At 44.3% G+C, this 21,490-nt stretch carries 17 protein-coding genes and 1 tRNA gene; 4 read left to right on the forward strand and 14 right to left on the reverse strand.

Annotation, left to right across the window (positions count from 1 at the left end; all coding sequences use genetic code 11):
- Positions 1 to 4 precede the first annotated feature (4 nt).
- From Q8865_01825 to rlmB, 5 genes are all read right to left on the reverse strand, one after another.
- A complete protein-coding gene (locus Q8865_01825) occupies positions 5 to 1,348 on the reverse strand; it encodes an AMP-binding protein (protein MDP4152168.1) in 1,344 nt (447 codons plus the stop codon).
- Positions 1,348 to 2,172: a ChbG/HpnK family deacetylase gene (locus Q8865_01830; GenBank protein MDP4152169.1), complete on the reverse strand. Its 825-nt coding sequence runs from the start codon at positions 2,170 to 2,172 to the stop codon at positions 1,348 to 1,350. The genes Q8865_01825 and Q8865_01830 overlap by 1 nt, the downstream gene beginning before the upstream one ends.
- 126 nt (positions 2,173 to 2,298) lie before the next feature.
- Positions 2,299 to 4,389, reverse strand: coding sequence for an elongation factor G (gene fusA, locus Q8865_01835; GenBank protein MDP4152170.1), 2,091 nt, complete (start codon positions 4,387 to 4,389; stop codon positions 2,299 to 2,301).
- Between the two features lie 179 nt (positions 4,390 to 4,568).
- On the reverse strand, positions 4,569 to 6,791 hold the full coding sequence (locus tag Q8865_01840) for a hypothetical protein (GenBank protein ID MDP4152171.1): 2,223 nt from the start codon (positions 6,789 to 6,791) through the stop codon (positions 4,569 to 4,571).
- Positions 6,792 to 6,802: 11 nt separating this feature from the next.
- Complete coding sequence (gene rlmB / locus Q8865_01845; protein MDP4152172.1) at positions 6,803 to 7,567, reverse strand: 23S rRNA (guanosine(2251)-2'-O)-methyltransferase RlmB; 765 nt, start codon at positions 7,565 to 7,567, stop codon at positions 6,803 to 6,805.
- A gap of 193 nt (positions 7,568 to 7,760) precedes the next feature.
- Here rlmB and Q8865_01850 point away from each other — a divergent pair.
- Together Q8865_01850 and Q8865_01855 are read left to right on the forward strand one after the other, a co-directional pair.
- Positions 7,761 to 7,836: transfer RNA gene (locus Q8865_01850), tRNA-Trp, on the forward strand.
- Positions 7,837 to 7,922: 86 nt separating this feature from the next.
- Positions 7,923 to 8,387 carry a DUF3788 domain-containing protein gene (locus tag Q8865_01855; GenBank protein MDP4152173.1) on the forward strand — a complete coding sequence of 155 codons (465 nt, stop codon included), beginning with the start codon at positions 7,923 to 7,925 and terminating at the stop codon, positions 8,385 to 8,387.
- 46 nt (positions 8,388 to 8,433) lie between these two features.
- Here the strand turns inward: Q8865_01855 and Q8865_01860 are convergent, their stop codons facing one another.
- From Q8865_01860 to Q8865_01900, 9 genes are read right to left on the reverse strand one after another with little or no spacing between them, the layout of a single operon-like run.
- A complete protein-coding gene (locus tag Q8865_01860) occupies positions 8,434 to 9,627 on the reverse strand; it encodes an LL-diaminopimelate aminotransferase (protein MDP4152174.1) in 1,194 nt (397 codons plus the stop codon).
- Positions 9,620 to 10,480: a diaminopimelate epimerase gene (gene dapF / locus Q8865_01865; GenBank protein ID MDP4152175.1), complete on the reverse strand. Its 861-nt coding sequence runs from the start codon at positions 10,478 to 10,480 to the stop codon at positions 9,620 to 9,622. The genes Q8865_01860 and dapF overlap by 8 nt, the downstream gene beginning before the upstream one ends.
- Position 10,481: 1 nt before the next feature.
- Positions 10,482 to 11,051 (reverse strand): ANTAR domain-containing protein, encoded by a 570-nt coding sequence (locus Q8865_01870; GenBank protein ID MDP4152176.1) that lies wholly within the window; start codon positions 11,049 to 11,051, stop codon positions 10,482 to 10,484.
- 29 nt (positions 11,052 to 11,080) lie between these two features.
- Positions 11,081 to 12,412: a type I glutamate--ammonia ligase gene (glnA, locus tag Q8865_01875; GenBank protein MDP4152177.1), complete on the reverse strand. Its 1,332-nt coding sequence runs from the start codon at positions 12,410 to 12,412 to the stop codon at positions 11,081 to 11,083.
- A 27-nt stretch (positions 12,413 to 12,439) separates the two neighbouring features.
- The gene (locus Q8865_01880) at positions 12,440 to 13,150 is read right to left on the reverse strand and encodes a glutamate synthase (GenBank protein MDP4152178.1); all 711 of its coding nucleotides are present in this window, start codon (positions 13,148 to 13,150) and stop codon (positions 12,440 to 12,442) included.
- Positions 13,143 to 14,378, reverse strand: a complete 1,236-nt coding sequence (locus tag Q8865_01885) for an FAD-dependent oxidoreductase (protein MDP4152179.1) — start codon at positions 14,376 to 14,378, stop codon at positions 13,143 to 13,145. The genes Q8865_01880 and Q8865_01885 overlap by 8 nt, the downstream gene beginning before the upstream one ends.
- Before the next feature lie 4 nt (positions 14,379 to 14,382).
- The gene (locus Q8865_01890; GenBank protein ID MDP4152180.1) at positions 14,383 to 14,811 is read right to left on the reverse strand and encodes a 4Fe-4S dicluster domain-containing protein; all 429 of its coding nucleotides are present in this window, start codon (positions 14,809 to 14,811) and stop codon (positions 14,383 to 14,385) included.
- A gap of 11 nt (positions 14,812 to 14,822) precedes the next feature.
- Entirely contained in the window at positions 14,823 to 16,328 is a 1,506-nt protein-coding gene (locus Q8865_01895) for a glutamate synthase-related protein (protein MDP4152181.1), read from the reverse strand.
- Complete coding sequence (locus Q8865_01900; protein MDP4152182.1) at positions 16,328 to 17,428, reverse strand: glutamine amidotransferase family protein; 1,101 nt, start codon at positions 17,426 to 17,428, stop codon at positions 16,328 to 16,330. The genes Q8865_01895 and Q8865_01900 overlap by 1 nt, the downstream gene beginning before the upstream one ends.
- 370 nt (positions 17,429 to 17,798) lie before the next feature.
- On the opposite strand from Q8865_01900, the gene Q8865_01905 reads away from it, so the two are divergent.
- Together Q8865_01905 and Q8865_01910 are read left to right on the forward strand one after the other, a co-directional pair.
- Positions 17,799 to 19,904, forward strand: coding sequence for a glutamine synthetase III (locus tag Q8865_01905; protein ID MDP4152183.1), 2,106 nt, complete (start codon positions 17,799 to 17,801; stop codon positions 19,902 to 19,904).
- Between the two features lie 245 nt (positions 19,905 to 20,149).
- Positions 20,150 to 21,421, forward strand: a complete 1,272-nt coding sequence (locus Q8865_01910) for an adenylosuccinate synthase (protein MDP4152184.1) — start codon at positions 20,150 to 20,152, stop codon at positions 21,419 to 21,421.
- Positions 21,422 to 21,490 lie beyond the last annotated feature (69 nt).

Raw genomic sequence — 21,490 nt, forward strand, 5'->3', positions numbered from 1 at the left:
CTCCTTATATTTTTCTTATGACAAATCGAACCTTGCCGTTTTTAGTCCGTTCAAGCTCGTTTGTATTTTCCCATCTTACTTTCATATTGCCAAGATACGCTGCCGCGTTTTTAACCGTTTCCTCCATCGAGCTTTCGTCAAAATCTCTATCCTGAACAACGCGTATCACAACGCTGTCCGGCGCTGTCTGAACGATCTGGCTTTGCAGCACACCCTTCATAGTTTTAGCAATATGTGAAAGACGCCCTATCCTGCGCCCGTCGGGAGTCAGGATATAATCGTCCACCCGTCCCTCTATATGTTCAAGATAATCGGTATTCCATCCACAAGCACATGGCTCTTTCCCCATTACCCCGAGGTCTCCCGTAAGATACCTGATCACCGGCGTATCATTTGCAATAAGACTTGTGACAGCTATCTCGCCGAGCGTTCCCTTAGGGGCAGGCTTCCCGTCACTGTCAAGAATCTCTATATGGCACACGGATGGAACGATATGATAACTTCCGTGTCTGCACTGAAAAGCAAGCTGTCCCGTTTCGGACAGGCCATATGTCTGATAAACAGGGCAGTTAAATGCTTTTTCTACTTTTTCCTGTTGGCTTTGCGTGATACCCTCGCTGTCTGTAACGATTGCAGAGAGTTTTGGCACGGTCAGATTCTCTTTTAACACGTATTCAGCAAGGAAAAGCCACGCTGTCGCGTATCCTGTGCCGAAAGTCACATTATAACGCCTCATAGCGTTAATGTATTTGCCAGCATTGCCTGATTTAATATGGTATGCCGACATCTGAAGCTGTTTATATCTATCTATATAGACCCAAAAGGGCGGTTTTTCACATTCAAACGGGATTAGGCTTACACCGGATATGCGGGCTCGCCTGTCCCCCTGTCTTAATCCTGCAAACTCAAGCAGTTTTTCAGCGTAAAGCTGGCTTAGCCTTACGCTTTCCCTGTCACGGTAATATGAAACTGCTGTTCCTGTCGAGCCGCTTGTTATGCCTTTGAAACAGGTTTTTTTATCTATCTTATCAGATAAATATTCATCATAGTGTTCTCTTATATCACTTTTATGTAAAAGCGGCAGCTTTCCTATTTCAGAAAGGCTTAAAGCAGTGCAATTACGGTATTTGGGCACGTGCAAAGACGCATTCTCAATAAGTTTTCTGAAAAGTTCTTCTTTCTCCACATTATATCCCGAAGTCATTATGTAATTAATATCAGCGTTTTTTAAAAGCTCGTTATAATCGCCATAGCGGCGGAAATAGTCCCGTCTTACCGCCTCTGCATTTATAAAGATCCTTTTTACAAAAAAGGGCGCTTTTACAAACACTTTTTTTAAAAAAGACATCAGCTGCCTTCTCCTTCAAAATTACTGAGTTTGACTCCAAAGCTTTGAAGCTTTTGCGGCAAAAGAGGGTCGGAAAAAAACTTATACTCTGAAAATCTCATTTCAGAAAGCTTTCCAAAATATAGACTGTCTATTTCAGTCGCAGGGTGTATCATAAGCTCGGCAAAACGATATCCGCCCTGGTTAATACCTTTATATGCATCTAAATTAAGCTTGTCTTCTTTATTAACAAAGGTCAAAAGCCCGTCGGGCATCCAAACCCCTTTTCTCTTTTCTACCCCCGCCATAAGCCCCAATACTGCGGATTTTGCCCTTGAGAGAGCTGCGGGTTTTCCCCCTACAAATATTTTTCTGTTATTTCTCATCGCGCTGATGCAAAAATGCTGTGAAAGCTCCGAAATAGTATAAAACAGCCCGGGAGCTACGTGCACATGTTCGTGAGAACACCAATAGTCCGGCTGTCCCACGACTTCCCTGAACCTATCGTACTGAGCGGTCAGCTCCTTTACAGCATCCTTTTTATCGACGCTCCCCCTCTTAAGCCGAGCATTTAATTCCGAAAGGGTAAAAAAAGAGCCATCATCCTCTGTGAGAGTGGGAATCTCTCTGTGCGGCAGAAGAGCCTTTCCTGTCGTAAGGCAAAAGTGAATCCCGATAGAAATACCGCGATACTTATTTTTAAGCTCTGCGGCACTCTCATAGTATCCCAAATTCACCATAACGTTCGTCGATGTAACAGCGCCAGATTTCGCGCATGCCTCTATAGCCTTATTCACCGCCGGAGACATACCGTAATCGTCAGCCGTTATTATAACGGATTCCATTTAGTTTCCCTTTCCAATTATTATCATGCGTACATTTTATATCTTTTTTATTATATCTGCAAGCTATTTAATATAAAACTGCGGCTTAAGACCATAATCTGCTCTTAAGCCGCAGGTATAAAAAGATTACTTCTCTTCGTTGTTCTCGGCAGCTGCCCTTGCCTTTGTGTCCTCTATAACTTTTTGTGCAACATTTGCCGGAGCTTCCTCATACCTTTCAAACTTGAATGAAAATGAGCCTCTGCCTCCGGTCATAGATCGAAGATCTATCGCATAGCTGTTCATTTCTGCCGAAGGCACCTCGGCTTCTACCGTCTGCATCCCATCGCCGGACGGATTCATGCCTAGAATCCTGCCACGGCGTTTGTTTATATCACCGATTATGTCACCCATGTAGGATTCCGGAATGAAGACCTTAAGGTTGCCGATCGGCTCAAGTAGTATAGGTGATGCCTGTGTCAGCCCTGTTTTATAGGCAAGAGAGGCCGCAACTTTAAACGCCATTTCTGAGGAATCGACCGGATGGTAAGAGCCGTCTACCAACGTAGCTTTCAAATGTACAACAGGGTATCCCGCAAGCACACCTTTGCTTATGCACTCCTGCAGTCCCTTCTCTACAGCGGGGAAGAAGTTTCTCGGCACAGCGCCGCCGAATACGCTTTCGGTAAAAGTAAGCCCCTCGCTCTCGCCCGGTTCAAACTCTATCCATACGTGTCCGTACTGACCGTGGCCGCCCGACTGTTTTTTATGTTTGCCTTCCACCTTGACTTTCTTTTTGATAGTCTCCCTGTATGGAACTCTCGGCGTCTTAAGTTCAACCACCGTTCCGAATTTATTTTTCAGCTTTGAAACCAGTACGTCAAGATGAACGTCGCCCATACCTGAAATAAGCTGCTGTTTTGTTTCCTTGTCAATCCTAAATTTGAAAGTCCTGTCCTCTTCCATCAGGCGCTGCAGCCCTAAGGATATCTTTTCGTCGTCACCTTTTGTCTTTGTTGTAACTGTCTGCGAAAAACATGGGGCGGGAAAATCTATTCCTTCGAAAGTGACCGGGCGTGACGGAGTGCATAGCGTATCGCCAGTGTTCGTCCCCGCAAGCTTTGTGACGGCGCCGATATCGCCTGTACCGACGGCGGCGGTTTCAATCTGTTTCTTCCCTCTTGTGAAATAGAGCTTGCCCACTTTTTCAGGCGCGCCGGAGTTTGCGTTCTGCACTGTAGAGTCGGCTTTCATTACACCCGACAGGACTTTGAAATATGACATCTTCCCGACGAACGGGTCGGCAATCGTTTTAAACACTAGTGCCGCAAGAGGGGCGTTTTCTTCCGGTTTTATAACTATCTCTTCACCGTTTGCCGCCTTTGCCTTTTCCTCGCGCCCCTCAAGCGGCGACGGGAAGAAGTTTTTGACCATATCAAGGACATCATCTATCCCAGACATATCGAAGGCTGAACCGCACAGTACCGGCGTTATGCTGCCCGCCGAAACGCCCATTTTGAGAGCCGAAATGATCTCCTCAGGCGTAAACTGTTCGCCGGAAAAGAACTTATCGAGATTCTCTTCACTGGTTTCGGCAACGGCTTCATTTATCATACCGCGCAGAGCCTCAATCTTTTTATTTAATGATTCGGGAACAGGCACCTCGACCGCTGTCCCTTTTTCATATTTTCTTGCCTTAAGTTCAATCAAATTCACATAACCGCTTACTTTGTCATTTTCAAACATAGGAATTTCAATAGGACAAACAGAAGCGCCGAAACGCTCTTTCAACTGTTCAATGACATTGTAAAAATCAGAATTTTCCTCGTCGATCTTTGAGATAAAAAATGCTCGTGGAATGCCTGCATCGATGCAGAATTTCCACGATTTCTCGGTGCCGACCTGAACGCCGGACTTGCCTGTGACAAGGATCAGAGCACCGTCTGCAACACGGGTGGCGCTGACCACCTCGCCGACAAAATCGAAATAACCAGGTGTATCTAGCAAATTGATCTTCGTGCTTTTCCACTCAACCGGGATGACGGTTGTGGAAATGGAGATTTGACGTTTGATTTCCTCGGAATCATAATCGCCGACAGTATTTCCCTCGGAAATCTTGCCGAAACGGTCTGTGCCCTTTGAAATATAGAGCATAGCCTCAGCAAGCGTAGTCTTTCCGTCACCCCCGTGCGCAAGGAGTGCAACATTCCTAATGTCCTTAACAGGATACTGCTTCATAGATAAACCTCCAATTCTGATTGTATTATTCAATGCCAACAAATCATTTGTCAATGTTGCACAAACAAAGTGATAACATTGCTTACATTATAATTTATATATAACAAAAATGCAACAAAAAAACAGGCTAATTGCCTGTTTTTTAGAAGTTCTTGAAAAAATTTGCTATTAGATATAATTTAAACTCCTGCTTTTGAAAAAGCTGTTATAAGTGCTACCGGAACGACCCACCAAAGCTCCATCACGAATGCACTTAGCGGTGTTGCCGCATTAAATCCGCCTACAAACTGTAAAAATACTGCGGCGGCGCCCCCGACAACAAGCGCGGCAATGCAAATAAGAATATTTATGTATATCAGATTCTTTATCTTTATTGTTGCTGCATGCGCACGAAGATACGATGCAACGTCCTTTGTGATCGTCACAATCGGCGGCGTCCCATTTTGTGGCTTTAAATCGTTTACACTTTCAATAAGCCTGTATGGAAGCACTCTAACCAGCCTTTTGTTCAGATAATATCTTTCGCAGATGTATTCCTGCGTAAGGTTCGGGTCACAGGTCTTTACAGTGACTTTGACGCCTGTTGCCAATATCTTTTTCAGGTAACGCTTTACAAATCGGTTTTCAGTATATTTAAGTGAGAAGATCGCTGCAAGCCTTCCGTCGACCGCAATAAACAGCGGCACCTTTCCTCCCTCTTTGATCTTATCGGCGACCCCGTCTTTCGGAATCCTGACAAGGTTCACAGCCATAAGATCCGCGTTGCCGATGAGAAGCAGTTTTCCATCTACTGTTGCTGAAAATCCCCTCTCATCGAGATATTCGATCTCACTGACCTCTTTTAAAAGCTCCATACGGCTGTTTATGACCTCGATCATAACTGCCGTCATTGGGCTTTTTATTGTGTTATATATACTTGCGACATCCACCACGACTTCTTCCATCTCGGCACCATTATATAGTTTTATGCCGCATAGTTTAAGAGACTTTGACGGAAATATATCCAGATCGCTGACGATAAGCGCATCAGCCTGTGACATCTTTGAGACAGCCTCATACCCCATAATCGAAGCGCCTGACAGCTTTAGCTTCTTTGACAGCGTAGTAAATGGCAGTTTGTCGACCACGCCTAATATGACAGGAGCTGTGAATGCGATGGTCACAATAAAAGCTGTCAGCCCGTCTGAAAGCGTGCCGATTATACACGAAACAACAAATAAGACAAATGCCAGCGTAAAGATAATGCAGGAGTCAATGGTGACAAAACTATTGTAACTGCGTTTTGTAAAAGCCTTCGTGAAAAAATCGCAAGAGTCAATATTAGGAATTTTCGAAACATAAGCCGTCACAGACTCATCGTTTTCTGTAACTGCCCTGCTGAGACCTTCAATATCAACTAGCTGACCGCATGTCTTATCAGGCTTAAAAGATATCAGCTTGTAATCTATCCTTACCTTTTTCGTAAGTTCAAGCTCATAATACTGATATATGAAAATCGCCGCAGCGGGGATGGCGCTGTATGAATAGGCCGTAAATCCTGGAAGCACTATAACAAGGACAGCCTGCGCCAGGGCCGCAAAAAGCATTGTCGATATAAGAAACGCCGCTCCGGGCTTTCTTTTAATTATTGTGTATACCGCTTCCCTCAATATCGGGATGGAGCACAGAAATACAACGCCTAATAGGCATAAATTTGAGAGCATGAATACTTTTATGCTGTGCGAATATGATACGAAGCTTGGGACAGCCAGCATAGACAGGTTTTGAGACAGCCCCAGATACGAAAGCGCAATGGTTGAAATGGCTATCAGCAAAAGGGAGATTTTGAGCCCTCCTGTTTTCCTGTCGAGAGTTCTTTTAACGGTTTCATAATCCTTGCCATCAAGCGGATGAGGCATATTTACGGCATCGTTAATCCTCTTCACCCTTTTGACAGTACCGGACAGCAGGTTTTCTCTTAAATTTTCAGCCTCTTCATCAGTAAGTTCCTCATCCTCAAATGGAGGAGAAGCCGATTGCTTCATCATCTCGTCAAACGAAACACCATCTTCTTCGTCATCCTCTGCAGCTTCCGGAGGAAGGGTAACTATAAATTTATGTTTCTTTTTTTGGCTTTTTTCCTCATTCTTAATTGCATTCTGCTCACTATCGCAAGTTTCAGATGAAATTAAATGTTCCTTATATTCCTCTTCAAAGCCCATTTTGCTGTCAGGCACCGGAGTAACCATAGCGATTTTATTTATCATCGCTATATATGAGCCAGCGGTCTTATCCATAACGTCTTTATCAGCGGCAGCACCGGAAACCAAGGCGTCTATATCTATGTCACTTTCAACATAAGTTTTGTCATATTCCGAACCGATTTCTTTGAGTTCGTCGATATCAAGATCGCAATATTTCATTACTCCCCCACCTACCGTTTTATATTTTTCTGCCGAACGACCTCATACATTAATATTCCGGCTGCGACAGATGCGTTTAGTGAATTGACTTTCCCAGCCATCGGAATAGACAGCAGAAAATCACAGCGTTCCTTTACAAGCCTGCCAAGCCCCTCGCCCTCGCTTCCGACAACAATGCCGACAGAACCGGACAAATTCGTCTCAAAAAGATTTGATGTTCCCTCTGCATCGGCACCATAAATCCAAAGTCCCTCTTTTTTAAGCGACTCGATTGTCTCAGCAATATTTGATACTTTAGCAACAGGCATATGAATAACAGCGCCCGCTGAAGCTTTTACAACAGCAGCTGTTATGCCTGTACTGCGGTTTTTAGATATGATCACGCCATGTGCCCCTGCAGCTTCTGCTGTCCTAATAATAGCGCCAAGATTGTGCGGGTCGGTAATCTCGTCGGCTATTACGACAAAGGGCGACTCGCCCTTTTCTTTGGCTGATTCAAGAATATCCTTAACCTCAACATATTCTTTTTGCTGGATATATGCAACAACACCTTGGTGTGCCGATATTCCTGCAAGATGGTCAAGTTTAACTCTGTCAGCCTCCTGCACCGGAATTTTCAGTTCTCTTGCAAGAGAGATGATACGTACTATCGAGCCTTCTCTTTCTCCCCTTGCAACAAATATCTTTTCAGGCGGTCGTTTACTTTTCAGCGCCTCAAGCACCGGATTTCTTCCCGCTATTATTCCTTCACTGTTTAAATTATCCTGATTTTTCAAAAAAACCTCCATAATTTGCAAAAAGTATATTTTATTTTATTATATATCATTTTGTATGTTAAGTTCAATTAATACATCGGAAATTTATGCTTATTTGTAAAAAAGGTGACAAATAAAAAGAAAACCAGGAATTTTTTTGTTTTTTCTTGACTTTGCACTTTGTTTTATGTATCATATTATAGCAACTTAATCTAGGGGTATAGCTCAGCTGGTAGAGCAGCGGTCTCCAAAACCGCGTGTCGAGGGTTCGATTCCTTCTGCCCCTGCCAATATAAAGAGCTGGTAAGCAATGCCAGCTCTTTAGTCTTGTTTTAATAATTATACAATTTTAGTGTTCATACTTAGGGGTGACTTTATGTACACGAGTACTATCGAGAGATTTTTAGACAAAAACATAGTACCCACAGAAACGGAAATTGAAAACCTTATTGGTAAATCGGCTGTAAAAAGGTTGCAGAAATTCGAAGCTTTTCTTAACAGCAGTTATGAAATAGCAAGAGAGTTAAAATTCCCGTTTGGCAATAATTACGGATGGGGTTATAAATTTTCCCAAAAAAGCAAGCTTTTATGCTATCTTTTTTTTGAGAAGGGATACTTTACAGTTACTATAACTATTGGGAAAAGTGAACTCAACAGGCTTAACAAACAGCTAAACAGTCTCCTTCCAAAAACAAAAGAACTTTGGGACAATCGCTATCCCTGTGGAGAAGGCGGATGGATCCACTACAGGGTCGAAAGCGACGCTGAGCTGTCTGATGTTCAAAAACTAATATGTATCAAGAAAAAACCCAACATAAAAACGCCAAACCTTTACCTATAAAATCGAAAATCCTCCTGTTATTACAGGAGGATTTTTTCATAAATAATTATTTTAAAGATGCAACAGCCTTTTTAAGACGTTCAACCGCCTTTATCGTGTTTTCACGACTGTTGAAAGCTGTAAGGCGGAAAAATCCCTCGCCGTTTTCGCCGAACCCCTCACCCGGAGTTCCCACAACATTTGCGTTTTCAAGAAGGTAGTCAAAGAAATCCCAGGATTTCATGCCGCCGGGGCATTTGAGCCATACATACGGGGAATTTTCTCCGCCTGTATACCATATATCAAGCTCTTTCATCGCGTTACAGATTAATTTGGCATTCTCTTTATAATAAGCGACCGCTTCTTTGACCTGACGCTGTCCTTCCTCGCTGAATACGGCGGCGGCTCCCTTTTGCACTATAAAGCTTACGCCGTTGAATTTTGTCGTCTGTCTGCGCAGCCACATTTTGTTGAGTGACATACCGCCTGACACCAAGTCAAAAGGAACAATCGTATAGCCGCAGCGTGTCCCCGTAAATCCTGCTGTTTTTGAAAGCGAACAGAATTCAATTGCGCAGGATTTCGCGCCCTCGATTTCAAAAATACTTCTCGGAAGATCAGGATTCGAGATAAATGATTCGTAAGCCGCGTCAAAAAGGATAAGAGCACCGTTTTTAGCGGCAAAATCTACCCATTTTTTTAATCCTTCACGGTCATATGCCGCCCCAGTCGGATTGTTTGGAGAACATAAGTAAATTATATCGCATTTAAGCGTTTCATCAGGCAGCGGCAAGAAACCGTTTGTTTCGTCTGCCTTCAGATAAACGATTTTGCGCCCGTCCATAACATTCGTATCTACATAAACGGGATAAACGGGGTCGGGAACAGCGACAATATTATCTTGCGACAGTATATCGAGAATGTTTCCAAGATCACTTTTAGCGCCGTCGCTTATAAATATCTCGCCCTCTTCAAGAGTCACGCCGTTTTTAGCGTAATATTCCTTAACAGCGTTTTTAACAAAGTCATAACCCTGTTCCGGTCCGTAACCGTGAAAAGATTCTTTTTTGCCCATTTCCCTCGATGCCTCGGCAAGCGCGTCTGTAACCGCAGGACAAAGAGGCAGCGTTACATCTCCAATGCCTAGCTTTATGACTTCCCTTTCAGGATGCTTTTCACAGTAAACCGCAACCTTTTTTGCTATGTTGGAAAAAAGATAGCCCTCTTTGATCCTCTGATAATTTTCATTGATTTTAAACATTAAGCGCCTCCGTTTTTAAATCTGCTACTTCCCCTTCAAACACAAATGATGCAGGACCGGTCATATACACAGTTTCATTTTCAGAATATATAACCACAAGATTTCCCCCGCGAAGTCTGACGGTGATCTCCTGTCCCTTTTGGCATATCCCGCAAAGCACAGCCGCAACAGCGGTGGCACATGCGCCGGTTCCACATGCCAAAGTCTCGCCGCTTCCCCGCTCCCACACACGCATCTCAAGAGTTTTATCATCAACGACTTTAACGAATTCAGTATTCACCCTGTCAGGGAACATTTTATCGTTTTCCCAATCCGGCCCGATTTTTTCAAGATCGAGTCCCTTCACGTCATCGCAGAAAACAATACAATGAGGATTACCCATTGAAACGCATGTTATACTATGCTCTCCGCCGGCAATCTGCACTTTTTCGTTAATTACTTTGCCCTTGCCGAAACGGACGGGTATTTTTCGGCTTTCAAGTATCGGTTCGCCCATATCAACTGTTACGGCAGACACGGTATTATAGTCTATTTTTAAAGTAAGGTATTTGATGCCGCTCAATGTCTCGATTGAAAGAGAAGTTTTTGAGGTAAGTCCTTTTTCATATACATACTTCCCAACACAGCGGATCGCGTTGCCGCACATTTTGCCTTCGCTTCCGTCGGCATTGAACATGCGCATCATAAAGTCAGCCTTATTCGACGGCAGGATCAAGACTATTCCGTCCCCGCCGATACCAAAATGCCTGTCACTTAGCCTTATCGCTGTTTCTGACAGGTTTTTAGGCATCTGCGACAGGCAGTTGAAATATATATAATCGTTTCCGATTCCATGCATTTTAGTAAACTTCACGTCATACCTCCATAGAACTTATAATTTTTTCCGCAACCTCACGCCGGGTCATCCTCTTATCCATAGCGGCTTTCTCTATATGACGGTGAGCATCCTGTTCAGTCATATGAAGCCGCTCAATAAGCAGCCATTTTGCACGGTCAATAATCTTAATGTCCTCGACTCGCTTTTGCAGCTTATCCTTTTCACGGCTTATATTCTGCATCCTTCTAACAGACGCAAGAACAAATTTTACCGATTGGTAAAGTCCCGTTTTGCTGAACGGTTTTGAAATTACCAGAACACCATAGCTCTCCATCTTTTCAGCAATAGCGTCAGCATCCTCCGCCTTTATCGCCATTATCACCCCTGATGCCGATTTTGTGCAGATTTCTGCAGCAAGTTCTTCTCCTGCTTCATCCTTTAATGGGGGGTTGATGATTACTAAATCATATTCGCGGTCAATAAGTAAGCGTCTCGAGGATGAGCCGCTCTGTTGAGTATCAATATGAACAAAGCCGAATTCGGAAAGACAATCTTTCATAAGTTTGCTGCTTCTATCGTTACCCGATACGATCAGGATTCTGTCCATACCATACCCCCTAACTCACAGCGCAGCGGTTAACACTGTTCAAAATACCGACTCATTTCAAATTCAGTAATCTTATGATTATCACGTTTACTAGCATAGTAATCGGCACATTCTTTTCTTTTAGCGGCTAAATATTTGTTGAATACCAAGTCACCCAGTATTCCCTTGCAGAAACTGCTGTTTTCAAATAAATCGAGTGCAGTTTCAAACTCAAGAGGCAGGCAGGGAATATTTTTTAGAACTTCTTCCGGTGCTGTAAACAGATTAATATCATCGCTGTGTTTAAGAGGCAGCTTTCTTTTTATTCCGTCAAGCCCTGCATGAATAAGAAGGGCAAACGCCATATAGTGGTTGCAGGCGGGGTCGGGACTGCGAAGTTCCATCCTGCTCGTATTGCCGCTAGCGGCCGGAATGCGGATAAGCGGGGAACGATTGCAATGAGACCATGTTATGAATCTCGGTGCTTCAAACTCCCCTATACGTTTATATGAATTTACAAGCGGGTTTAAGACCGCTGTCATCTCAGCGACATGATCCAGGATTCCAGCAATAAAGCTCTCCGCCTCTTCAGAATGTTTGCCGCCGTCAGCACAGAACAAGTTTTCCTCCCCGCGGAAAAGAGACATATTAATATGAAGCCCGGAACCGCTATTATCTATCATCGGTTTCGGCATGAATGTAGCATGTAATCCCGCACGTGCAGAAATCGTCTGAACAACAGACTTGAAAGTTATAAGATTGTCAGCAGACAAAAGTGGACGATCATGCATAAAATCGACCTCATGCTGTCCCGGTCCTGATTCGTGATGTGAGCTTTCGGGAGTTATGCCCATTTCTTCAAGAGTTAGACATATTTCACGGCGCACATTTTCGCCTTTATCAAGCGGAGCAACATCAAAATAGCCGGCTTTATCATGAGGGGTAGTAGTTGGATGCCCTATCTCATCGGTATTGAAAAGATAGAATTCGCATTCAGCACCGATCTTGCATGTAAAACCATATTTATAAAGCTCTTTCTCTGCCCGTTCCAATAAAATACGTGAATCTCCCTCGAAAGGATCACCATTCGGTCTGTATATATTACAGTAAAAGCGGACAACTCTTCCCTGCTGTGGTCTCCATGGCAGTACGCTGATAGTAGAAGGCTCAGGAATAAGGAACAAATCTGATTCCTCAATATTTAAAAATCCTGAAATAGAGGATGCGTCAAAACCAATGCCATAATTAAACGCACGTTCAAGCTGAGACGGCATTATGGCAATATTTTTAAGTCTTCCGAATATATCGCAAAACTGAAGTCTTATAAATTTGACATCATTCTCATTAATAAACTCCATGATATCATCACTCGTACCAGCCATGGAAATACCTTCTTTCCTTAAATCGGATTATACGTTAGTGTACATCTGCTTGTATGGATTCTTAGAATTAGGACGAAGTACGAAAAATTCCGAAGCTAACAGTTTGCCTGCGTCTTCACCGAAAAGGCGGGCATATTCTTCAACATACTCTTTTATTTCAGATACATCTTCTGCTTTTTCGCAGATCACCTGTTTTGGAAGATCGGTCGGCTGTATGGTACTTCTAATATAGATCTTTCCGCCATGCAGTCCAGTTCCGCAGAACGCTCCTACAGGACAGCCCTCGACGCCTATACCCAGAACAACTATGATGCCTCCGGCCTGATATTCGCCGAGGAAATCACCTGTTCTGCCGCCCACAACTATTACGGGCTTATGCTCTTTATATTCTTTCATATGGATACCGACACGATAACCTGCGTTTCCTTTAATAAATATATATCCGCCGCGCATAGCGTATCCGGTCGTATCTCCGCAGTTTCCGTGAATAATGATTCTGCCGTTGTCCATCGTATCTCCGGTCGCATCCTGCCCGTTTCCATTAACGATTATATCTGTCCTGTCAAGGTAAGCGCCGAGCGCATTGCCGGGAGTTCCGTAAACCGTCAGCGTTTTGCCGAAAACACCTGTCCCAATATAACGCTGCCCCAGAACATTGCGAACCTCAAGATTCGTCTCGGGACTCTCTTTTATTTTATGATTCAAATCAATAAAATACAATCCTTTAGCATCAATCATTGTTTTTTACCCCCAGTTTCGCCTTTCTCTCCACCCTTCCAAACATCATTAACTGAGGAGCTTTGAAAAGCAGAGTCGTGTCAACTGATTCAAGCGGTACCTTCTCGCGGATGAGCGAAGTATAAATACCGGCGCGCTGGATGTCTCCGATAATGATAAATCCTTTAAGCAAACCGTCGCTTACAAAAAGATCCTTGTAACTTTCTTCATCTTGATTTATATGTTCTTCACCGTCGTATGAACCGGCAGTAAGGATATGAAGTCCAAAAAACCCGATAGCATTCATCGGCATGGCATTATCAAAGCTCTTCTCCCCATCGGCCATGTTGACGCCCGCCGTTTCGCCCTGCATATAAGCATTAGGCAGAAGGGCAAGTATGCGGCTCTGGTTTTTAGTGATGTCGTCGCTCTCACAGCAGTCACCTGCGGCGTAAACATCGTCAAGATTCGTTTTCTGGGTATGATCGGTAAGGATGCCCCTTCCGACTTTGCCGCCTGCCTGCGCAAGAAGCTCTGTATTAGGTCTGACGCCAACTGCAACGACTAAAACGTCAAACGGTATGGTATCGCCGTTTTTAGTGTATGCCGTATTTCCGTCAAAATGGTCAACACTGTCTGAAAGTTTTATGACAAGCCCTTTTGACTCAAGATGAGCCTTCATGCGGGCGGAACCATCACTATTCAGTATGCTTGAGAGCACCTTGTCCGCAAGGTCAATAACTGTAATGTTCTTAACTCTTCCGTACAGCCCTTCCGCACACTTAAGTCCGATAAGACCGGCGCCTATGATCAAAACTCTGCTGTCCTGAGAGACAGCCTTTTCGAGTGCCAGTGCATCGTCATAGGACATGAATGTGAATTTATCTTTTACGGTGTCAAGACCGGTCATCGGCGGAACGAACGGACGTGATCCTGTTGCGACAAGCAGTTTATCATATGACACTGCTTTACCGTCGTCGAGAACGACCTTTTTATCCTTTGCGTCTATTTTAACAACTTTTTTCCCAAGCATGCATGTGCAGCCATTTTTTTCATAAAAGTCCGCATCTCTGTACAGCATTTTCTCGGGAGTGGTTTTTCCACACAGATAATAAGAAATCAGAGGGCGGGAATATGTATGGTGCGGCTCATCCGAGATGATCGTTATGCCGCCCTTTTTGTCGACGCTTCTTATACCTTCGACACATCCGACAGCAGCAGCGGAGTTGCCGATAATAACATAATTCACAGTATTAGCCCTCCTTATATTCGATCGCTCTGTTAGGACAGCCTGAAACACAGGCAGGCTCACCGCCGCGGCTTACGCAGAGTTCGCATTTGCTTATTGGTTTACCCTCATTTGCAACAACCGCCCCGAACGGGCATGTCAAAACGCAGGTAAAACAGCCGACGCAGCGAGACTGGTCGACGCAGATCACGCCGTCTTTTTTAGACAACGCGCCGGTAATGCAGCTTTTAACGCAGAGCGGCTCATCGCAGTGACGGCAGGAAACGGCAAAGCATATGCCGTCTCCCTCCTCAACTGTGATACGCGGCACTGACTGCCTGCCCATCAAAAAGGTCTTAGCCATATCCTTTTCGCCGGAATTTGCAAAGCTGCAGTTATATTCGCAGAGATGGCAGCCAAGGCACCACTCTTCATTAACATATACACGTTTCATTTTTATCCCCCTTATTCGCCCGCATGCTTGATGCCGAGAATTTCAAGTTCTTTCTCGTTCAGTCCTACTCCGCGAAGCATCAAACGGTTTCCGCGAAGAGCTTCTATCGAGTTGATGCCCATTCCGCCCATCATCTCTTTGATTTCACGGTTCCATGCGGTAACGAGGTTTACAAGACGTTTATACCCGACTTCAGGGTTGAGACGTTTTACAAGTTCTGCGCGCTGTGTTGCAATGCCCCAGTTGCATTTGCCTGAATGGCAGCTTCTGCAAAGGTGACAGCCAAGCGCAATAAGAGCTGCCGTTCCGATATAAACGGCGTCTGCGCCAAGTGCGACAGCTTTAACAACATCTGCAGAGCTTCTTATAGAGCCTGCAACTACAACAGAAACGTCGTTTCTTATGCCTTCGTCGCGCAGACGTGAATCAACGCTTGCAAGAGCAAGCTCAATCGGTATTCCGACGTTATCGCGTATCCTTTCAGGAGCAGCACCTGTGCCGCCCCGGTAGCCGTCTATCGCAATTATATCCGCGCCGCTTCTTGCAATACCGCTTGCGATTGCCGCGACGTTATGAACGGCGGCGATCTTAACGATGACCGGTTTTTTATAATCTGTTGCTTCCTTTAATGAAAATACTAATTGGCGCAAATCTTCAATTGAATATATATCATGATGCGGAGCAGGCGAAATAGCGTCTGTACCCATCGGGATCATACGTGTCTTTGAAACGTCTTCAAGTATCTTCGCGCCTGGAAGATGTCCGCCGATGCCCGGTTTTGCACCCTGTCCCATTTTTATCTCTATAGCGGCGCCTGCGTTAAGGTAAGCAGAGTGAACACCAAAACGTCCAGAAGCAACCTGAACGATGGTGTTTGCACCATACTTGTAAAAGTCTTTATGAAGCCCGCCCTCACCTGTGTTATAGAATATACCAAGTTCTTCTGACGCTCTAGCAAGGCTCTCGTGTGCATTTCTGCTTATTGAACCGTAAGACATAGCTGAGAACATGATCGGAACATTCAGCTCAAGCTGTGGGATGGACGGGATCTTTATATTGCCTTTTTCGTCATACTCAATATCTCTAGGTTTTTTGCCGAGAAACACTTTCGTCTCCATCGGCTCGCGCAGAGGATCGATTGACGGGTTTGTAACCTGAGATGCGTTTATCAGCATCTTGTCCCAGTATATCGGATAGGGTCTTGGATTGCCCATACTTGCAAGAAGCATGCCGCTTGTATCAGCCTGACGATATATATCCTGTATAAGCTCTGCCGAATAATTGGCGTTCTCTTTAAACACCTGAGGATGTTTAACTATTCTAAGCGCCCTTGTTGGGCAAAGGCTGACGCAGCGCTGGCAGTCGACGCATTTTGATTCGTCTGCGCGCATAACATCAAGCTCAGCATCATATGAATGCACTTCGTTTGCGCACTGTCTCATGCAGACTTTGCACTTTATGCAGCGGTCTTTGTCACGCAAAACGTCAAATTCGGGATTTATAAAATTAATAGCCATTATAAAGCACCTGCCTTACTATCCAGTGTAACGATTATGGGCTCTCCGCCGCGCGGCGCCCATATGCGATCTACATCAGGTTCTATTGCCCTGATGGCACACTCTTCACTTGCCACAAAGACCATGTCTCCCTTTTCAGCGGCAACCATAGAGCGCAGTTTTAGTCTATCGTTAAGAGCCATCATTCCTCCGTCAAATCCGAGGATAATCGAGAAAGGACCTGTGATAAGCAGACTTGAGTACATATTGCGCAGGAATTTAAGTTCCTCGCGTTCACGCTCCGGCATATGCTCGATCTCTGTCCAGAACGGTGCGGCAATTACCTTTGCGACCTTCTCAAGCGGAAGTCCCTGCTTTCTAACAAGATAGTCGATTATATATGTAATAACCTCGGTATCGGTCAAAAGACTACATTTATAACCAAACATCTCGACAAACCTGCGGTTTGCATCATATGAAGAAATTTCTCCGTTGTGGACGATTGAATAATCGAGAAGCGCAAACGGATGCGCGCCTCCCCACCAGCCCGGCGTATTCGTAGGATACCTGCCGTGCGCCGTCCAGCAATAAGCCTCATACTCTTCAAGACGGTAGAAATCGCCGACATCTTCAGGAAATCCGACTGCTTTGAACACACCCATGTTTTTTCCGCCGGAAAATACATAAGCTCCGTTTATGCTTCCATTTATTTCAATAATTTTGTTGACGACATATTGACGTTCGTCAGTCTGCTCGTCACGCAGCTTTTTAGGCAGCGGATTTACAAAATAGCGCCAAATGAGCGGTTCATTCTTTATATTTTTGTTTTTACGCACAGGTATACGGCTGGAATTTGCAACATCGAAGTTTTTTTCAAGATATCTTTCCGTTTCCACCCTAGCGTTCTGGTCGTCATAAAAAATGTGAAATGCGTACTGATCTTTATACTCCGGATATATGCCGTATCCAGCAAAGCCGCCGCCAAGGCCATTTGAACGGTCATGCATAACAGCGATAGATTCAACGATCTTGTCACCGCTGATACGATTACCGTTTCGGCTTATAAAGCCGGAAATGGCGCAGCCTGATGGTATTCTGATTTCTCCTTCTTTTTTAAGCACACGTGGTTCCTCCCATTTGTGGTAGTTATCTCCATGTTTTATTCTTCGGAGATAAAAAAAGGCGCTCCAAACCCTCGCTTAGGAAGCGCGATTCAGAACGTCTTTGTTCCTCTATGATATTATACTTGTAGAGATTAGGGATGTCAACAACTATTATTTATTTTTATACATAATAATGTAGATTTATAGCGCCAAATTTTATAAATATTCGAACAATTTGCACGAAAACCAAAATTTTATTAAAAAACTGTTGACATTGCTTTTTGGCAGTAATATCATATTAGCATAACAGCAATGGCGCTGTGTGTAACCGCACACGGCGCTCTTTTTTTTAAAATACACTCACGATTTTTATTGAGGAGATGCTAATATGAATGAAAGTAAATGCGTAAACATCAAAGAAATTTTCGGACAGGATGTATTCAATGACAGCATAATGCGTCAGAGACTTCCAAAGGATACCTATAAGGCTCTTAAAAAGACGATCACCGAAGGCCTACCCCTTGAGAGCAACGTTGCAACTGTTGTTGCAAATGCGATGAAGGATTGGGCTATCGAAAAGGGAGCCACCCATTATACCCATTGGTTCCAGCCTATGACAGGTATTACGGCTGAAAAGCATGACAGTTTTATTTCTCCGATGAAAGACGGATCTGTAATCACAGAGTTTTCCGGAAAAGAACTCATAAAGGGCGAGCCAGATGCTTCTTCATTCCCTTCCGGCGGTTTACGCGCAACTTTCGAAGCCAGAGGATATACTGCATGGGACCCGACCTCCTACGCTTTTGTAAAAGATGGTTCTTTATACATACCGACTGTTTTCTGCTCCTACAGCGGCGAAGCGCTTGACAAAAAGACCCCACTTCTTCGTTCAATGGAAGTAATAAATAAAGAGGCTCTGCGCATCCTTGCACTCTTTGGTCATACTGAGGTAACAAGAGTTACAACCACAGTTGGTCCAGAACAGGAATATTTCCTTGTTGACAAAGAACTTGCTTCAAAGAGAAAAGACCTTCTTTTCACCGGCAGGACACTTTTCGGGGCTATGCCTCCAAAAGGTCAGGAGATGGAGGATCATTATTTCGGCAGCCTTAAGACAAGGGTTTCTGCATACATGAAAGATCTTGACGAGGAGCTTTGGAAGCTTGGCGTTCTTGCTAAAACAAAGCATAACGAAGTTGCTCCCGCTCAGCACGAGCTTGCTCCTATCTTCACAAGTGCAAATATCGCAACCGACCACAACCAGCTTACTATGGACATTATGAAAAAAATCGCCGACCGTCACGGTCTTGTTTGCCTGCTGCATGAAAAGCCGTTCGCAGGCGTTAACGGTTCCGGCAAACACAACAACTGGTCCATATCCACCAATACAGGCATGAATCTGCTCGAGCCGGGCGAATCTCCAAAGGAAAACGCTCAGTTCTTACTTTTCCTCTGTGCTGTCATCAAAGCAGTAAACGAGTATCAGGATCTTCTTAGAATCTCTGTCGCTAACGCAGGAAACGATCACCGTCTGGGCGCTAACGAGGCACCTCCGGCAATCGTGTCAATCTTCCTCGGCGAGGAACTGACCGCTGTTCTTGAATCAATTGAAAACGGCACTCCTTATAAGAAGAAAGACAAAACTTTCATGGAAGTTGGAGTTGATGCGCTGCCAACCTTCCCGAAAGACTCTACCGACAGAAACAGAACTTCCCCGTTCGCATTCACCGGCAACAAATTCGAGTTCAGAATGGTCGGTTCAACATTCTCCATCTCCGGCCCGAACTTTGTCTTAAATACAATGGTTGCTGAGATCCTTTCTCAGTTTGCTGATCAGCTTGAAAAAGCAACAGATTTCACAAAAGAGCTTAATGCTCTCATTAAGAAGACCATCAAGGAGAACAAAAACATCATCTTTAACGGCAACAACTATTCTGATGAGTGGGTCGTTGAGGCTGAAAAGAGAGGTCTTCTAAACCTGAAATCTACAGTTGAAGCTCTCCCTCATTTTGTTGATAAGAAGAACATCGACCTGTTTACAAAGCATAAGATTCTGACAGAAGCTGAGATGTATTCACGTTATGAAATCGTCATGGAAAACTATGCTAAGACAATACACTACGAAGCTCTTACAGCACTTGAAATCGCAAAGAGAGAAATACTTCCTGCAACAACTGAATACGTAAAAGTTCTTGCTGATACAGTTGCTACCCTGAAGGCTATCGGCGGCAAAGCAGACACTTCATCAGAAGATGCTGTTATTGAAAAGCTTTCTACCCTGGCAGGAAAACTGTATAAGGATATTTTAGCTCTTGAAAAGGCAGTTGAAAAGGCTGAAAATATTGACGAATTTGACAAGAAAGCCGTCTTCTACAAAGAAAAGGTATTTACGGCTATGAGCACATTAAGAGAAACTGCAGACGCAATCGAGCCGCTTGTTGCTGAAAAATACTGGCCATTCCCAACCTATGGAGACCTTCTTTTCAGAGTATAAGAATAATCTATAATTAAATTGACACAAAGACGTGTTAAAGCAGCTGCTTTAACACGTCTTTTTATATTCCCCGGCATTTAAATTAGCCTGCTTCCCATTCATATACTATACTCAAGGAGAAGGGCCGTCTCAAAACGGGGCGGTCTTTTTCCTGTCTAAAGCAACTTACTCTTGCTTTACTATAATAAAATATGTATAATAATGCATGGTTTCACAATTTGATTTAGTTCGTTGGAGGTTAAACTATGGTTAAAGCAATTGTCGGCGCCAACTGGGGCGACGAAGGAAAAGGCAAGATCACCGACATGTGCGCCGGTCATGCCGATATAGTCATCCGTTTTCAGGGAGGATCTAATGCCGGTCACACAATTATAAACGAGTTTGGGAAATTTGCCCTGCACCAAATTCCGTCCGGCATTTTCAACGAAAACGTAACAAACATAATCGCAAACGGCGTTGCGCTCAATGTCGATTATCTCATGAAAGAGATTGAGCATGTCCGCACAAGCGGAGTAAAATTTAAGCTTATGATCTCTGACAAAGCTCAGCTTCTTATGCCTTATCATGTTCTGCTCGATACTTATGAAGAGGCTCGTCTTGCCGACAAAGCGTTTGGCTCAACCAAATCCGGAATAGCGCCTTTCTATGCTGATAAGTATTCCAAAGTCGGCATTCAGGTTTGGCAGCTCTACTATGACGACGAGCTTGGGGACAAGGTAAAACGTTATTGCGATAAACTTAATATAACCCTTACAAATCTGTATAATAAACCGCCAATCGACGCAAAAGAGGTCATGGACACGCTGCATCGCTATGCTGAGCTGCTCCGTGAATATGTCGCTGATACATCGCTGTTTTTATATAATGCAATAAAAGAAGGTAAGAACATACTGCTCGAGGGACAGCTTGGCTCACTCAAAGACACTGACCATGGCATTTACCCGTTTGTTACTTCATCATCAACGCTTGCAGGTTATGCCGCAGTCGGCGCTGGCATCCCCCCGTATGAAATAAAAGAAATCGTCTCTATCACAAAGGCATATTCAAGCGCTGTCGGCGAGGGTCCGTTTGTAAGCGAGCTGTTCGGCGATAAGGCTGAGGAGCTGCGCCGCCGCGGCGGTGACGCCGGCGAATACGGTGCCACAACCGGAAGGCCGAGACGCGTCGGTTACTTCGATGCAGTCGCCACACGGTACGGCTGCCGTATGCAGGGCGCGACTGAGCTTGTTATAACCGGTCTCGATGTCCTGGGTTATATGGATGAGATCCCTGTTTGCGTTGCTTACGACGTAGGCGGAAAAATCTATAACGAGTTCCCGGTTACATCTCTTCAATATAAGGCAAAACCCGTTTTTGAAACCCTGCCCGGCTGGAAAACCAACATCCGCGGCATCAAAGAATTTGACAAGCTTCCAAAAGAAGCACAGGATTACGTCAAATATATCGAAGAAAAGATCGGCGTGCCTGTAAAGATGGTGTCAAACGGTCCTAAGCGTGATGAAATAATTTACAGATAATTCTTGACAAGTAATATTATCTCTGTTATAATATGAGAAATTAATAATTAAACCGTTGATTCAGAGTGG

The organism is Bacillota bacterium (assembly GCA_030705925.1).
In the GTDB taxonomy this organism is placed as follows: domain Bacteria; phylum Bacillota; class Clostridia; order Oscillospirales; family Feifaniaceae; genus JAUZPM01.

Coding starts and splice junctions, on each gene's coding strand:
- Q8865_01890 (MDP4152180.1), bottom strand. CDS start 14,811: ATGAAACGTGTATATGTTAATGAAGAGTGGTGCCTTGGCTGCCATCTC.
- Q8865_01830 (MDP4152169.1), bottom strand. CDS start 2,172: ATGGAATCCGTTATAATAACGGCTGACGATTACGGTATGTCTCCGGCG.
- Q8865_01905 (MDP4152183.1), top strand. CDS start 17,799: ATGAATGAAAGTAAATGCGTAAACATCAAAGAAATTTTCGGACAGGAT.
- Q8865_01880 (MDP4152178.1), bottom strand. CDS start 13,150: ATGATTGATGCTAAAGGATTGTATTTTATTGATTTGAATCATAAAATA.
- Q8865_01855 (MDP4152173.1), top strand. CDS start 7,923: ATGTACACGAGTACTATCGAGAGATTTTTAGACAAAAACATAGTACCC.
- Q8865_01860 (MDP4152174.1), bottom strand. CDS start 9,627: ATGTTTAAAATCAATGAAAATTATCAGAGGATCAAAGAGGGCTATCTT.
- Q8865_01910 (MDP4152184.1), top strand. CDS start 20,150: ATGGTTAAAGCAATTGTCGGCGCCAACTGGGGCGACGAAGGAAAAGGC.
- Q8865_01895 (MDP4152181.1), bottom strand. CDS start 16,328: ATGGCTATTAATTTTATAAATCCCGAATTTGACGTTTTGCGTGACAAA.
- fusA (MDP4152170.1), bottom strand. CDS start 4,389: ATGAAGCAGTATCCTGTTAAGGACATTAGGAATGTTGCACTCCTTGCG.
- Q8865_01840 (MDP4152171.1), bottom strand. CDS start 6,791: ATGAAATATTGCGATCTTGATATCGACGAACTCAAAGAAATCGGTTCG.
- Q8865_01870 (MDP4152176.1), bottom strand. CDS start 11,051: ATGGACAGAATCCTGATCGTATCGGGTAACGATAGAAGCAGCAAACTT.
- glnA (MDP4152177.1), bottom strand. CDS start 12,412: ATGGCTGGTACGAGTGATGATATCATGGAGTTTATTAATGAGAATGAT.
- Q8865_01825 (MDP4152168.1), bottom strand. CDS start 1,348: ATGTCTTTTTTAAAAAAAGTGTTTGTAAAAGCGCCCTTTTTTGTAAAA.